Here is a 15925-nt window from a genome sequence, read left to right on the forward strand (position 1 = left end):
GATGAATAAGTTATTTTACCGCTTAATTTTTAATGCAGCGCGCCAAATGGTGATGGTCGTTGCGGACATTACTCGCAGTCATCAAGCAGGGCCTGCGTGCCAAACAGAAAATCGTGTTAAAAAAACAGCAAATAGCCGAGTTCGTTGGTCAATTAAACCCATTGTTACCAGTCTTTGGTTGACGTTGGGTATGGTGAGCATTAGCGCCTCCGCATCGAACATTAAAGCGGATAGTAATGCGCCTAGTAATCAGCAACCGACGATTGTGAATACCCAAAATGGGTTACCTCAAGTGAATATTCAAGCGCCTAATCGCGATGGCGTTTCACGTAACCAATACAGCCAATTTGATGTTGATAACAAAGGGGCAATCCTGAATAACAGCCGCCACGACGTCAACACTCAACTGGGTGGAATGATCCAAGGCAATGAGTGGTTGGCAAAGGGCGAGGCGAAAATCATCTTAAATGAGGTAAATAGCCGCGATCCGAGTCAATTAAACGGTTTTATCGAAGTTGCAGGGAAAAAAGCCGATGTGATCATCGCCAATCCAGCGGGGATCACCTGTAATGGTTGTGGGTTTATCAATGCGGATAAAGCTTTGCTATCGGCAGGCAAAACCTTGATTGAAAATGGCAAAATCAAAGGGTTTGAAGTTGATAAAGGCAGTATCAATATTGTTGGTAAGGGGTACAACGGTAATGGTACCAACTATACGGCGTTAATCGCCCGTTCAGTCAATATTAATGCTAAATTGCATGCTAAAGACTTAGCCATTACCACAGGGAAAAACACGGTTGCAGCGGATGGGAAAACCATTCTCAAAACGGATAATTCCACAACGGATGATAAACCTGAGTTTGCTTTAGATGTTGCTGCATTGGGGGGGATGTACGCCAATACCATCAAAATGCGTGGAACAGAAAATGGCGTGGGTGTACGAAATGCAGGGCATATTGGGGCAGAAGCTGGGGATATCACTTTATCAGCGAATGGTAAAGTGGGGAACTCGGGGGTGATCACGGCACGCCAAAACATTGCCATCGACAGCCAACAATCAATTCATAACCAAGGTACTGTTTTAGCTCAGCAAAATGTGAAGCTCAATGCAAAACAGGCAATTACCAACACCGATAAAGGCCAAATGGTTGCTGGACGTGATACGGCCTTAAATGCCGCACAAATCAACAGTGATAAAACAGCCTTGCTCGCGGCAGGGGTCGACAGCAAAGGAAAATTAACCTCGGCGGGCTCTTTAACGGTTCAAGGTGATAAAAACGTTACACTTCAAGGTGATATTGTTGCTAAAGAATCGTTAACAGCGACAGGGAGTGAACTCGACCTTTCGTTCTCAAATACCCAAGCTCAAAACATCACACTGACATCGACAATAAAAGATATTCGCACCAAAGAAGCGCATTTACAGGCAACGGATAAAGTCACATTAACGGCAAAAACAGGGATTGATAACCAAAAAGGGGAAATTGTTGCCAAAGACTTGTTGTTAATTGCCCCTGAATTTATCCATAACCAACAAGGTAAATTGGTCCAAACGGGCAATTCGAAAAACGCATTACAGACCCAACTGCTTGATAACCAAAATGGGGAAATTAACCTTGCGGGTGATACCGCAATCATCACGCAGCAGTTGAATAACCAGTCAGGGCAGCTGCTCAGCCGTGATGGCAAAGTGGATATTCAAAGTCAAAATGTGAACAACCAGCAAGGCACGATTTTAGCCTCTGGCAAACAAGGGCTATCCATCAAAACAGACAAGTTGGATGGAAAAAAAGGGGAAATTCTGACCAGTGGCGCCCTAAGCTTAACTGGGAAATCCATGAATTTGGATAATGGGAAGACTCAAGCTGAACAAATCACCTTAAAAGCCAATGCGTTCTCTCATCGCCAAGGAAATATCCTACAAACAGGCGATAAAGCCATGACGGTGGATGTTGCGACGACCTTGGATAACCATGGGGGAAGAGTGTCATCCAAAGGTGACCTGCACATACAGGCCGATAACCTTGATAACAGTGATGGTAAATTATTCACCAGTGCTAACAAACAGTTAGAGATCACTGCAACCACAAAATTGAATAACACGCAGGGCGTGATCCAAACTGATAAATATTTAGCTATCAAAGCCAATCAGCTGGTGAATACACAAGGAAAAATTAGCAGTTTATCAGGCGCTGCATTACTCACCGCAAACCAGGTGGATGGCCATAAAGGAACGGTTTTCGCACAAAACTCTTTGCACATTGAAAGTCAAGATATCAATTTAAATCATGGGCTTACGCAAGCTAATCAAATTACCATTTTAGCCAATAACTTTTCCCATCAAGGTGCAACGTTACTGCAAGTAGGGGAAGGGAAAACAGAACTACGCATTCAAAATCATTTTGATAATCAGCGTGGGGAAATCTCCAGCAATGGGCAAATTGAGATTTCAGCCAATGCGTTGAATAACCAAGACGGCAAAATTATTGCAGCGAAATTAGGGCAATTATCCCTAAATATTCAACAAGCATTGAATAATACTCAAGGCACATTATTAGGTAATCAAGGTATTAAACTTGCAGCAAATCGTTTGATTAACCAATCAGGTAAACTTATTGCGAGCTTTGGAGATAACCAGCTAACACTTAAGCAGCTAGAGGGCGAGAAAGGCGAAATACTCTCGAAAGGCAAGCTGACTTTAACGGCAGATAATCTCAACCTTAATGACGCAATTACCCAAGCTGACAATATTCAGATAGACGGGAAAAATCTTTCTCATCAACGTGGGAAAATGCTGCAAACGGGCAGTGAAAAAGGCCAAATAAAACTGACTCAAGCCCTTGATAACCAAGCGGGTAATATCAGTAGCCAAGGTGCTTTACATCTGGATGTGAACGCGTTGGCTAACCAACAAGGTACTGTCGTTGCTGCGAAAGTGGGGGCATTGTTTATTCATGCACAAGACAGCGTAGATAACACAGCAGGAACGCTGTTTGCCGAACATGATTTCACATTGAACGCCTCGCAACTCACTAATGTGGATGGCAAGGTGATTAGCAAGCAAGGAGACATGTTCATTGTTGCTGAAAATGTACAAGGCCAGCGCGGGGAAATTATCGCGGATGGGGAGCTTGTACTGCATGGACAAGACATTGACTTGAGCGCAGGAAATACACAAGCCAATCACATTCAGCTGACAGCGGAAAACCTAAACCATCAGCAAGGGACAATGACTCAACTTGGAGAGCAACAAGGTTCACTTCTCGTTTCTCAACACCTAAATAACCAAGCGGGTAACATCAGTGGTAATGGTTCTTGGCAGATAACGGCAAATACGTTAGGAAACCAACAAGGCAAAATATTCAGTGCAAGAATGGGGGCGTTAAACCTACAAATTCAACAGGTACTGGATAATACAAGCGGCACCTTAACTGGACGCCAAGGGGTATTCGCCGATACTCAATTACTGATTAACCGTACAGGTAAAGTGATTGCGAGTATGGGGGATGTTACCTTAAACAGCCAATCTCTTGATGGTGATAAAGGCGAGCTACTGGCTGCAAATACCTTGAATATTCAAGGTGAAACGCTGTCATTAAACCAAGGGGTTACTCAGGCAGATCAGGTTTTTCTCACGGCAAACACCCTCGAACACCAAAATGGCAAATTATTACAAACAGGTGATAAAGCAGGAAAAATCACGCTGCAAGGGCGGTTAAACAACCAAGCAGGTGAAATTGGCAGTAATGGCCACTTTACGATAACAGCGGATTCCCTTGATAACCAAGATGGCCAGATTTTAACAGCAAATAATGGTCACTTATCCATTGATGTAAAAAATGAGTTAGTTAACCAAAATGGTGCTTTGGTCGGTGAAAATGGCTTGAAAATCACAGCGAGTGAACTGAATAACCAGCAGGGTAAGGTTGTCGCACGCCATGGGAATAGCACATTAGATATTGCGGGTCATATCAATAACCAAGCGGGACTTATTGCGGCAGAGCAAGTATTGCAGATGCGTAACCAAGCACTGCAAAACCAGCAAGGGTACATTCAGGCCAATAGCATCAATATCAATACCCAAAGCCAGTTATTTGATAACACACAAGGGGCATTGTTAGCGCAACAAAAACTCACGTTAAATAGCGGTAAAATTGAAAACCAGCAGGGCACCATTCAGTCAGGTAGTGACATGCTGATTGATACTCATGGTGAGCAATTAAACAATACGCAAAGTGATGATAATAAAGGTATTTATGCACAAGGCGGGCTAACGTTAACCACGGGGGGGCTCGATAACGAAAAAGGCCGTATTGTGGCAAAAGGCCAGTTGGCGCTTAATAGCCAAGCGTTAACTAACCAGCAAGGTTTGATTGGCAGCCAATCTGCTATCTCGATGAAAACTCAGCAGTTGGATAACACCGAAGGCACGATTAAGGGGCAATCTATCACCCTTGATACTCAAGGCCAACGTTTAACCAACACCGCAAAAACAGACGATCAAGGGATTTTTGCTAGCCAAAAACTGGCGTTAACGGTTGGTGAGCTGATTAATCAACAAGGCCATATTCAAGCGAGTGATATTAGAATCGATACACAGAAAAACCGTGTCGATAACTCCCAAGGGGAAATTTTAGCCAGTTTCGGGTTAAGCTTGAACAGTGGGGAGTTTGATAACCAGCAAGGGCGGGTTCAAGCAGGTCTGCAGTTAGCCTTGGACACTCATGGGCAGCTTCTCAACAATAGCTACACACAAAAAAGTGGTGGGTTGTTAAGTGGTGGGAACCTCACGCTCAACAGCGGCAAATTAACGAACCAGCAAGGGCAAATCCAAAGTGCGGGGGTAAATGTATTAACCTCTCAGACCTTGGATAACCAGCAAGGGCGGATTTATTCGGGTGGCTTATTGGATATCAATACTCAGAAAAATGATGTATTGAACCAAGAGGGCGTGTTAGCGAGTGAAGAGAAACTCACCCTAACAGCCAATGATCTGAAGAATCAGCAAGGGTTCGTACAAGGTAAACAAGGCTTAAATGTCGATGTTAATCATATCGATAACCAAAAAGGCACACTCTTAAGTCAATCTTCAGCGAAAATCACAGGCACCACCCTGAATAACCGCGAAGGAACATTGCAATCACAGGGAAATAGCCACCTGACGATTACGCAAGGTGTTGATAACCAACAAGGGCAAATTTTATCAGGGGCAGATTTACAGGTTGCTAGCCAATACCTGAATAACACCAAAGGCACTCTTCAAGGGCTAAACAACGTTGAATTGCTTTTAGTGCAACAGCTTGATAACCAACAAGGCTGGATTAAAGCTAATGGTAACCTGAATATCACCGCAAAGAATATTGATAACCAAAATACCGCCCAAGCAGGGCAAGGGATTGAAGGGCAAAATACCACGCTAAAAGCGACTGAATTGAATAACCAACGTGGCGCAGTGCGCGCAGGGCAAGCTATTCAGGCAAATATCGCTCAATCCTTAAATAATAACCAAGGCATGGTATCCGCAGGGTCAGATTTGACCATTACTGATAATGTGAAAGGAAAAGCTTTAACGCTGACAAACCAGCAAGGGGTCATCGTTAGCAATGGTTCTGCGAGTGTATCAGCGAACACATTAACAGGCGAAGGGAAACTTATTGCCCAAAAAGCACTGACATTCGCTATTAATCAAGCATTTGAAAATCATGGGCGTATTCAGGCGGGCGAACGCTTAACCGCTAATTTTGCCCAAGGTTTCACAAATTATGGGCTAATGTCTAGCCTTGGTGAGCTTGCTTTAAGCACGACGGCTGTCATTAATCAGCTATCTGGGGAAATTAGTGGGCAAAATACGCGAATCAAGGCCAGTGGCAACGTCCTCAATACTGGGATAATTGATGGTACCTTGACCCACATTGTTGCAAAAAATCTCGATAACGTAGGTACAGGGCGTATTTATGGCGATTTCTTATCAATAGCAGCCAATGCCTTATTGAATGATAAACAAGGGGATAAATCGGCGGTTATTGCAGGGCGTAAAGAGGTTAATCTCGCAGTTTCTGAGCTGGTAAACCGCGATCACGCTTTAATTTACAGTGACGGTGATTTAGCCATCGGCAATGTGCTCAACGACAAGCTACAAGCCACAGGCCATGCTAAAAGTGTGAAAAACCACAGTGCAAATATTGAAGCGGATGGCAATCTTACTCTCAAAACTGATCTACTGGAAAACAAAGATATTCACTTAGAGCTGACTGAAAAACCAGTTGAAGTTAGCCGCGAGCACTTTGATTGGTACGATTACGGTAATGGTAAGCGCTATAAAATTCAGCCACGTAATGGTAACCAAACCCGTTATGCGATTAATGACGATGGTACGCTCAACAAGGAAGTGGGTATTCACTATGAAAAATCCAATCGCTGGCGGATGTTTGAGTATGGTAATTGGACTAAAAATTTCTATGAATATGATTACGACCGTATAATTTATGAAACGCAAATCATCAAACGCGATGCAGCATTAATCACCAGTGGTAAACACTTAACGATTGATGGACAGCAACTGAACAATGAAAATTCACGCGTTGTTGCGGGGCAAAACCTGATCTTAACAGGCTATGAGCTAAACAATAAAGAAGCACAAGGTGTTCGTCATATTTTTGAGGATGGAAATACGATTTATCGCTATAAAGGCGGTGGTAAATGGAAAACGCGTACTAGTACGTCAAAATACCAAGGTATTAATAGCGAAGAAGATTTACCGCTACATTTACTGGAGGTAAAAGAGCAAGCGGGGGGAATTAATAAAACTCACTTGGATGGTGTGAAAGTCAATCCGCTCGATGGCGCAGCGGATACCGTGTCTGAGTCAACGATAACGGATAACCAAGGGGCGTTGCTGGCGGAAACTACATTAAAAGACAGTCAAAATACGCCTCTTGAGCTTACAGCAGGCCAACAGGCTGAAGTAACGCAATTACCTTCGGTTTCGGCGAAAGCTGACGTGAGCGATGATAAAACTGTTGGCGCGACAGCGCAGACAGGTGATGCCAATGTGGGGAATGGTACTGATATTCAAGGCCAAACTGACGTAGGTAAAGGGCAAAATATCACGGCAGAAAAAGCGCCCCAAGGTAAAGACAACCTCGATACCGTGATCAGAACCGTTGGGCCAAGTACCCAATTGCCAGATAACAGCTTGTTTAACGTCATACCAGGCACGGATAGCCAGTTCTTAATTGAAACGGACTCTCGCTTCACTAATTACAAAAAATGGTTATCCAGCATTGATATTGTCACTAATGAGCAGCTACATAAGCGCTTAGGTGATGGCTATTATGAGCAACGCTTAGTTCGCGATCAATTGATTGAAACTACAGGGCAGCGCTTATTAGGCAACTACAATAGTGATGAAGAACAATACCGTGCGCTGCTGACGAATGGTGTTGCGTTTGGTAATCAATTTAACCTGACTCCAGGTATTGCATTATCACCAGAACAAATGGCGAACTTAACAACCGATATTGTGTGGATGGTAAATAAAGAAGTCACCTTGCCAGATGGACGTGTTGAGATGGTAAGTGTGCCCCAGGTGTATGTTCGTGCAGGCCAAGGCGATCTAAACGGCAATGGCGCACTACTTGCAGGGCGCAATGTGTCTGCCAATATTACGGGTGATTTGCTCAATAGTGGTGAAATTAACAGCCGCGAATTAACAGATTTACGCGCAGAAAATATTGAAAACAGCGGGCGTATTCAAGGGAAGGATATTCAGCTCAACGCATTGAAAGATATAAAAAATGTGGGTGGTGAAATCCGTGGTTTAGATAACGTATCACTCATCGCGGGGCGCGATATTCTCAGCGAAACCGCGCAGCGTGGAGATGGCCAATCACAATGGCTCGACCGCCCTGCCAGCATTTATGTCACGGGTGATAACGGTCAGCTTACCTTAAAAGCCGTGCAAGATATCAACCTGATCGCTACAAATGTTGGCAATTTAGGCGTTGATGGTAAAACCTCCATTATTGCGGGTCAGGATATTAGTTTAGAAACGCGCGATGTTAGCTCAGCGTTTGATTACACACATAATTCAAGCAATTACTATCGTGGCGCTAATAGCACAGAAGTGGGCACACAAATCCAAACTCAAGGGGATTTAACACTGTCTGCAGGGCAAGATCTCTCCGCTCGCGCAGCGAATGTGTCCAGTGGCGGCGAATTAGCTGTGAATGTGGGGCGTGATATTAACCTGACCTCAGGGGTGGAAAGCAGTGACTATGCTAAGCACACCAAACACACGGACAAAGGTTTTCTATCGAGCACCACAAAAGAAACCCATGATGAAGTCAACGCGCGTACTGCGATCAGCAGTACATTAAGTGGCGATAGCATCAAAATGACCGCAGGTAATGACGTGAATATTCAGGGCAGCAATGTTCTGGGAACTAACGATGTTGCCGTCAATGCAGGTAACCAGCTGAATGTCACTACGTCTGATGAGGCGTTACATGAAACTCATATGTCCAAGACGAAGAAATCAGGGCTGATGAGTACAGGCGGCTTGGGTTTAACTGTCGGATCAACGTCTCAAAAAGTCACGACTGATAGTGACAGTAACTTGAAAAAAGGCAGCGTAATCGGCAGCTCCGCAGGTGATGTGACACTGGAGGCTGGTGGTTCAGCGAACATCCATGGCAGTGATGTAATCGCCGCGAAAGATATTAATATCAAAGGCAGTGACGTGAATATTACGGCCGCTGAAAATAGCCGAACCGATATCACGACGGTGGAAAGTAAGTCCAGTGGCCTCACGGTGTCATTAGGTGGTACTGCGGGCAGTATGTTAGACGGTATGGCGCAGACAGCGAAATCGGCGAAACAGGAAGACGATGGCCAATTAGCGGCACTTAAAGGGATGAAAGCGGGTCTGCAAGGTGTTCAAGCAGAACAAGCTGGTGAGTTGGCTGGGCTGAAAAAAGGCGGCAGTGTCACAGATGCCTTTGGTGTGAACGTGTCTTATGGCAGTAGCTCGTCAAAATCCACGACAAAAACGCAGCAAAATACCGCATCTGGTAGCAGCCTGAGCGCTGGGGATAATATTAACCTTACAGCCACGGGCAAAAAAGAAGGCAGTCAAGGCAACTTGGCAGTACAAGGCAGCCAGTTAACCGCAGATAAAGACATCACCTTAACAGCAAAAAATGATATCGACCTGACCAGTGCTAGCAACACGCAAACGGTGGATGGCAAAAACTCAAGCTCAGGCAGTTCAATTGGTGCGGGGATCAGCTCAGGCGGTTGGAACGTCAATGCCAGCGTTAATAAAGGCAGCGGTTTCGAAAAAGGTAATAGTGAGTATTACACCGATACACAGGTGGATGCAGGTAAACAACTGACCTTGAACAGCGGCAAAGATACCACATTAACAGGTGCGCAGGTCAGCGGCGAAACAGTGAAAGCCAATGTTGGCGGCAATTTAACTTTATCGAGCCAGCAAACCACCGACAAATACGACTCGAAGCAAAAAGGCGGTAGCTTGTCGGGTAGCATTGGCACAGGGTTGAATACCACGGCATCGGTGAATGTGAATAAAACCGAGATGCACAGTGATTATCAATCGGTGGATAAACAAACGGGTATCAATGCAGGCAAAGGCGGTTTTGATATTACGGTGGGCAATCACACCCAGCTCGATGGTGCGGTGATTGGTAGCACGGCAGAGGCTGATAAGAACACATTGGATACGGGCACACTGGGCTTTGGGGACATCAAAAACAAGGCCGAGTACAAGGTGGATAGTCAAAGTGGTGGCTTTAGTACGGGGGGCTCTCCATTTGCAGACCAGCTTGCGGGGAATGCCGCGGGATCCTTGTTGACTAATGTGAACAACCAAGGCAAAGACAGCAACACCACGCACTCAGCGGTGTCGGAAGGTGAAATTGTTATCCGTGATAAGGCTAATCAGAAGCAAGATATCAACGACTTAAGCCGAGATACAGACAATACCCATGAGAAACTCAATACGATTTTTGACAAAGAAAAAGAGCAAAAACGGATAGAAAAAACGCAGTTAGTGGGCGAATTAGGTAAGCAGATTACCGATATTGCGGTGACGAATGAGACGATTAAAGCCACGAAGAAGGTGAATGCGGAAAATAAAACGCCAACAGAGAAGGAAAGAGAGGATGCACAAAAAGCGCTAGCAAAACAAGGTGTAGAGACAAATGATTTAAGTGTGATAGACGGTTATATCAAAGAGCAGGCGATTCAGGCTGAAATCAACGGTTCAGGTTGGCAAGTCGGTGGAGACAAACGACGCATAGTCGAGTCAGGCACCGCTTTGATTCAAGGGCTTATCAGTGGAGATGTGAATAAAGCGGTGGCGAATGCGAGTGCGCCGTATATTGCCAATGAAATCGCCAAACAAATACCAAAAGAAAATCAGGAAGGTCGGATTATCGCCCACGGTATTGCGAATGTTGCATTAGCGCTGGCAAAAGGTGAAAATGCGGGAGCGCAATCGCTGGGAGCGATGACGGGTGAAGCGGTAGGCATGTTGTCGGTGGAACTGTACGGTAAAACGGTCGGTGAGCTGACGGAAGACGAAAAAGCGACAGTCAGTGCATTTGCGAGCTTGGCGGCGGGTATTGCAGGTGGATTAGTGGGCGGCGATACCTCCAGTGCGGCAAATGCAGCCGAAGCAGGGAAGACCACGGTTGAGAATAATGCACTCAGTGATCTTGTTGAAGCTCAAGCGGCGGGGAAAACTCCTCAAAAAGTCGCTGAAGAACGTGTAAACGCCGAAATTGAGCGCTATAAAAAAGAAAACTGCGCAGGAATGAGTGCAGGTGCCTGCTCAGCTAAAATGGCAGAAGATCGCGATAAGTTCTTCAGAGAAGCCGCTTCTTTAGGTATTGATTTTGTGCCAGTGGTCGGTGATTTTAAAAGTTTTGCTGAAGCAGATGACTGGATTGATTACACATTAGCTGCGGCGGGCACATTGCCTTTTGCTAAAGTTTTCACAAAACCACTGAAAGAAGCCAAATTACTATTAAAAGCTGGTGATCTTGATGGTGCTAATAAGCTTATAAAAGAAGCGAGTGATGTCATACCAACAAAATCGCCTTCTAATCCAACCTCGCAGTCATCCAGTGGTGCATGGAAGCCAAATGATTCGAAAATTAATGCAGGTGAGTATCAAGTTTCAAATGGCTCTCCTAATGCGATAGATAAAGGTAATTTAGCTAATCCGATCACTCAGTCCCGTATAAATGTCCAAAATGGCAATTCAAAAGCTGGCTGGGAGCATGTTATCAAACGTCATTTTTCTGGAAATTCAAATGCTAGCCAATTTACAATTAGTGAATCCGAACTTAAATCATTATTACAAAATCCAGAGGTAGTAAAGATACCGATAAGTAAGACTCAAACGTCATTGAATAAAGCAACAGGTAAGGAAGAAATATTATATCAACGAACAATAATTTTAGATAAACAAATTGGAATTGATAAATTTAGTAATGGTCCTACGAATAAAATGACTATCCTTACTGATAAGCACGGAAATTTAGTTACAGCAACTCCTGGAGTTATAAATTAAACATGAATAATAATGATGAGTTAATAAAATTTAAAGAAATTGAAAAAGAAATTATTTTACCATTTCTTCAAAATGAGTTTTCTTTTTTAAATTCGGTAGATATTTTATATCAAGGAATAGACCAATGTGTTGAAATTTATGCTTATTTAGTAAATAAACAATTTGTAATAGAGTTCGACCTCTCGACTATAGATCATAGTATAACTAAAAATGAAATTTTGACTGTACAAGAGTATGAAAAAAGTCTTCAAGGGAAAGGGCGAGCTAAAAAAGAAGCTCGTGATTTTTTACGAAAATTAATGCATAAAGAAGCATAGAGAATGAATATTGATTAATCATATGCAATTAATCATAAATAATTGTTGTTGAGAATAACTATTTATCGGGTGATATGTTCACCTTAGATAGGAAAATCAAAGAGGCTAAAAGAAAAGGCGAAGATATAACGCCAATTTTAGAAGAAGCTCGTGCAAAAGCTGAAAAAGATAGAGAAAAAAATAAAGCGTCATGCATAGATAACCCAGATTTATGTGGTTTCGGGCGCGAGTTAGCCAATGAAGCTTATAATGAAAACATGGCCAATGGGCTTTGGCTAGGGATTGATCCTGATGTTGTCAATTTCGTTCAAGAAGAAACAGTTAAAGATAATGCAGTTATCAATCAGCATACCAGTGAGTTTGGTAAGGATTTAGCTGCCGTATCCGATATTGGGTCTACATTAGCAGGAACTGGGATTGGTGGTGCGATTGGAAGTAAAATTGGTAAAGGAAATAAAGGTAACGAAAGCAAAAATACAGGAAGTAATACACAGACATCTCCTAACCAAACTAGCAGTAATAAACTAAATAACTAGCAAGTTCATGACTTGAAACAAGTTAATGATCCAGCATTAAATTTAAATACTATTAGACAAGGAACAAAACAATATCTTAAGTTAGGAGCTCAAAAAGAAGATGCGGCTATAAGTTATGCAACAGCACCAGTCACAGTAAATGGTAAAACTGAATATTATCTTTCGGTGAGTGGTAAGTCATGGTCAGGTCAATCCCCAGATAAAGTCAATATTGGTGGAACAAATTATAAAGTAATCCGGGATGATAAAAACAGTTTTACCAGTGTCGGTGACATTGATGCCAAGAAAACGAATTTTAATCATGCGGAACAAAAGTTATTTAATCACATTCAAGATGCTTATAAAGGCCAAAAAGCAGATGTAAATATGGCAATACAAAATACGTCTAAGCGAGATCCTGGTATGTGTGTTGGTTGCGGTTATACAAGCCAAAATTTCGCAGACAATAATAAAAATCTTAATGTGAATATTTATCAAGGATCAACTGGAGAAAATAAGTGATAAACAATAAGCTAATTGAATACCTACATTCAGTGTATCCGGAGTTACCGATTGATTTTAGCTATATGCGAGGGTACACCGCAGATGAAATTCAAAAAATTGAGCGTCTATACGATATCGAAGTGAAAGATCAATTGTATGATTTTTTAACTAGTATTGGTCGTTGTAGCGGAGGTTTATTTGGTGATACCCCTCTTGTTTTTTATCAAGGGCAAAAAACAATTAGAGGTGATATTTTATTTCAAGTGGGTTCACGACAAGACTTAGCATCTATACAACGACATGATTTATTACCTAAAAAACCATTTTTTATATCAGTAGAAAGTTATACACAATATTTTTTTGTTCTAACGGCATCTGACACTCCTAACATAATTTATCAATATGATGAGAATGAAGAAACGGTAGAAGCGACTGACTGGGATCTAAACAGTTATTTAAAACACATAGTTAATGTCTATACGCGAAACTATAAAATAAAAGCTCCATTCGACGAATGCGGCGAACTTATTGTTATTTAACTTCTAAAGATCCCAGTCCTACACTGGGATCTCCTTAGCTGTCTTACTCCTCCTCAGCCAGCCGGATAATCAACTGGCCGGCTTGGCGGGTGAGGGTATAGTGGCTTCCCACCGTAAACCCCATCTCTTTCAGCCACTTACCACTTAACGTGAGTTGTGGGCTGGGGTTGGGTTTACCGCGGTTGGGGGCGTAACCCACTGTATATTGTCTGGTTTTAACCCCTTCTTCTTTAATCACCCATCCAAATATTGCAAGCCTATCGTGTTATTTCCCTTTCTTTTTTTGTTCAAAAACACCGAACAAACCACTGACAAATACGATTCGAAGCAAAAAGGCGGTAGCTTGTCGGGTAGCATTGGCACAGGGTTAGGTAAGCAGATTACGGATATTGCGGTGACGGATGCAACCATAAAAGCCACGAAGGATGTAGATAGAGCGCACCCTGAGTTGAGTGGCAAGGAAAGAGAAGATGCTATTCAAGCTCAAGTTAACAAATCTGAATGGGGCGTGGGAGGTGATAAACGCCGCATAGTGGAGTCGGGCACAGCGTTAATCCAAGGCTTGGTGAATGGGGATGTAAATAAAGCGGTGGCGAATGCGAGTGCGCCGTATATCGCGAATCAAATAGCGCAACATATCCCAGCTGAAAATAAAGAGGGTCGTATAGCGGCGCACGGTATTGCGAATGTTGCATTAGCACTGGCAAAAGATGAAAATGCAGGAGCACAATCGTTAGGTGCGATGACGGCAGAAGCGGTGGGAATGCTGTCGCAAGAGCTGTATAAGAAAAAGCCAAGTGAGCTAACGGAAGATGAAAAATCGACGGTGAGTGCGTTTGCAAGCCTGGCCGCGGGTATAGCGGGAGGGCTAGTTGGCGGGGATGCGTCGAGTGCGGCAAATGCCGCAGAGGCAGGGAAGACCACGGTTGAGAATAACTATCTGAGCGGTACGATAGCGAAAGAATCAGGAAAAGGTGCGATTAAACTTTGCGCGCAAAACCCGGGTTGTCGCAATGCCGTAACAGGGACGTTAGGCTTATCAACCGCATTCGTTTTAACCAAAGAACAAATTGAAGAAGCTACGAATGCAGGGATCAGCCGAGACCCATCGAAAATCGCTAACTTATCTGTAGACCAAATATTGTGGTTGGATAGCCAAATTCTAGCCAGTGGCGGTTTGGGTGATCTGATGTTTGGTACACAAACATGGGGAGACAAGGTTACATTATCTGAAAACAATACATCAGGTAACGGTAATGAATCCAATCCAAATAAAGGGAAAGAACTAACTAAAGAAGAAAAAGAAGCGCTTGGGATTTCAAGTAGCGGTAGTGCTAGCGGGACACCGAATGGTTTTGAGCCTGATGATGAAAATAAATCAAAAGAACCTCAAAAAAACACGCAAGTACAAAAACTTAATCAGAAGCAAGAAAGCGCTGTCCGTAAAATCGATAATGCAATAGAAAAAGCGATGAAAGACCATGATATTATGGGAACGCTTAAAGATATGGACGGAAATCCAGTAGCTAAACCAAATGGCGGATATTGGGATCATATGCAAGAAATGAATAATACACTTAGAGGATTACGTAATAATGCTGAAACTCTGAAAAATATTAATAACCCCGAAGCTCAAGCCGCATATAATAGAGCTATACAAGCAATCGATAAGATAGAGTCATCTATTAAGGGTTATGGCATATGATTACTTTTAGAACACTACTTGAAAATTCAATAGATACAAGTGAAAGGCACACATCACCTTTAGATGATTGGTTTTATCGAGTAATTGATGTGCCAATATCGGATTTATCAATTGAAGATATTTGTCGCGCTATTAGGCAAAAGCTATTTTTAGAAATAATATTGCCTAATGCATGCAATATATTAAAAGATGAACCACTTGCAGGTGAGTATTATGATGGTGAATTAATTGCTTCTATAGCATCACTGTCAGGTAAGGATATTAGTCAGAATATAGGAAGCATTAATGAAATTAAAAGAATCTTGACATCATTGGATCTTACTGAACTGTCAAAAGACTTACAGCAAGATATTTTAAAAATAATGAGTTATTAATCATCAACTTTTATCTTATCCTACTAATACAAAAGATCCCAGCCCCACACTGGGATCTCCTTAGCTACCTCACTCCTCAGCCAGCCGGATGATCAACTGTCCGGCTTGGCGCGTGAGGGTATAGTGACTACCGACCTCAAAGCCCATCTCATTCAGCCACTTACCGCTTAAGGTGAGTTGTGGGCTGGGGTTGGGCTTACCGCGGTTGGGGGCGTAGCCCACTGTATACTGTCTGGTTTTGACCACTTCTTCTTTAATCACCCATCCAAATATTGCAAGCCTATCGTGTTATTTCCCTTTCTTTTTTTGTTCAAAAACACCGAACAAACCACCGACAAATACGATTCGAAGCAAAAAGGCGGTAGCTTGTCG

The 15925-nt window shown here is 43.0% G+C and carries 9 protein-coding genes; 7 read left to right on the forward strand and 2 right to left on the reverse strand.

All coding sequences use genetic code 11. The annotated features are described in order from the left end of the window. Window position 1: 1 nt before the first annotated feature. The 5 genes from ACE2AL_RS04035 (at window position 2) to ACE2AL_RS04055 (ending at window position 13474) form a co-directional block, all read left to right on the forward strand. Entirely contained in the window at window positions 2–11599 is an 11598-nt protein-coding gene (locus ACE2AL_RS04035) for a hemagglutinin repeat-containing protein (protein ID WP_375084016.1), read from the forward strand. A 2-nt stretch (window positions 11600–11601) separates the two neighbouring features. Beyond that, window positions 11602–11916: a hypothetical protein gene (locus tag ACE2AL_RS04040; RefSeq protein ID WP_336844144.1), complete on the forward strand. Its 315-nt coding sequence runs from the start codon at window positions 11602–11604 to the stop codon at window positions 11914–11916. A 74-nt stretch (window positions 11917–11990) separates the two neighbouring features. After that, the gene (locus ACE2AL_RS04045; RefSeq protein WP_375084018.1) at window positions 11991–12452 is read left to right on the forward strand and encodes a hypothetical protein; all 462 of its coding nucleotides are present in this window, start codon (window positions 11991–11993) and stop codon (window positions 12450–12452) included. A 12-nt stretch (window positions 12453–12464) separates the two neighbouring features. Further along, window positions 12465–12953, forward strand: coding sequence for a hypothetical protein (locus ACE2AL_RS04050; protein ID WP_375084019.1), 489 nt, complete (start codon window positions 12465–12467; stop codon window positions 12951–12953). Beyond that, entirely contained in the window at window positions 12950–13474 is a 525-nt protein-coding gene (locus ACE2AL_RS04055) for a hypothetical protein (RefSeq protein ID WP_375084020.1), read from the forward strand. Before ACE2AL_RS04050 ends, ACE2AL_RS04055 begins: the two co-directional genes overlap by 4 nt. A 43-nt stretch (window positions 13475–13517) precedes the next feature. Here the strand turns inward: ACE2AL_RS04055 and ACE2AL_RS04060 are convergent, their stop codons facing one another. Next, window positions 13518–13712: a SymE family type I addiction module toxin gene (locus ACE2AL_RS04060; RefSeq protein WP_375084021.1), complete on the reverse strand. Its 195-nt coding sequence runs from the start codon at window positions 13710–13712 to the stop codon at window positions 13518–13520. Window positions 13713–13817: 105 nt separating this feature from the next. On the opposite strand from ACE2AL_RS04060, the gene ACE2AL_RS04065 reads away from it, so the two are divergent. Then, the gene (locus ACE2AL_RS04065) at window positions 13818–15179 is read left to right on the forward strand and encodes a VENN motif pre-toxin domain-containing protein (RefSeq protein WP_375084023.1); all 1362 of its coding nucleotides are present in this window, start codon (window positions 13818–13820) and stop codon (window positions 15177–15179) included. Then, complete coding sequence (locus tag ACE2AL_RS04070) at window positions 15176–15553, forward strand: contact-dependent growth inhibition system immunity protein (RefSeq protein ID WP_375084024.1); 378 nt, start codon at window positions 15176–15178, stop codon at window positions 15551–15553. Before ACE2AL_RS04065 ends, ACE2AL_RS04070 begins: the two co-directional genes overlap by 4 nt. A 69-nt stretch (window positions 15554–15622) precedes the next feature. On the opposite strand, the gene ACE2AL_RS04075 is transcribed toward ACE2AL_RS04070, so the two are convergent. After that, window positions 15623–15814: a SymE family type I addiction module toxin gene (locus ACE2AL_RS04075; protein WP_375084025.1), complete on the reverse strand. Its 192-nt coding sequence runs from the start codon at window positions 15812–15814 to the stop codon at window positions 15623–15625. Window positions 15815–15925 lie beyond the last annotated feature (111 nt).

The sequence above is a fragment of the Providencia xihuensis genome (assembly GCF_041953405.1).
GTDB classification, from domain to species: domain Bacteria; phylum Pseudomonadota; class Gammaproteobacteria; order Enterobacterales; family Enterobacteriaceae; genus Providencia; species Providencia vermicola.

What these genes read in the sequence shown, in the direction of transcription:
- ACE2AL_RS04070 (WP_375084024.1), top strand. Translation starts at nt 15,176, where the DNA reads ATGATTACTTTTAGAACACTACTTGAAAATTCAATAGATACAAGTGAA.
- ACE2AL_RS04040 (WP_336844144.1), top strand. Translation starts at nt 11,602, where the DNA reads ATGAATAATAATGATGAGTTAATAAAATTTAAAGAAATTGAAAAAGAA.
- ACE2AL_RS04045 (WP_375084018.1), top strand. Translation starts at nt 11,991, where the DNA reads ATGTTCACCTTAGATAGGAAAATCAAAGAGGCTAAAAGAAAAGGCGAA.
- ACE2AL_RS04035 (WP_375084016.1), top strand. Translation starts at nt 2, where the DNA reads ATGAATAAGTTATTTTACCGCTTAATTTTTAATGCAGCGCGCCAAATG.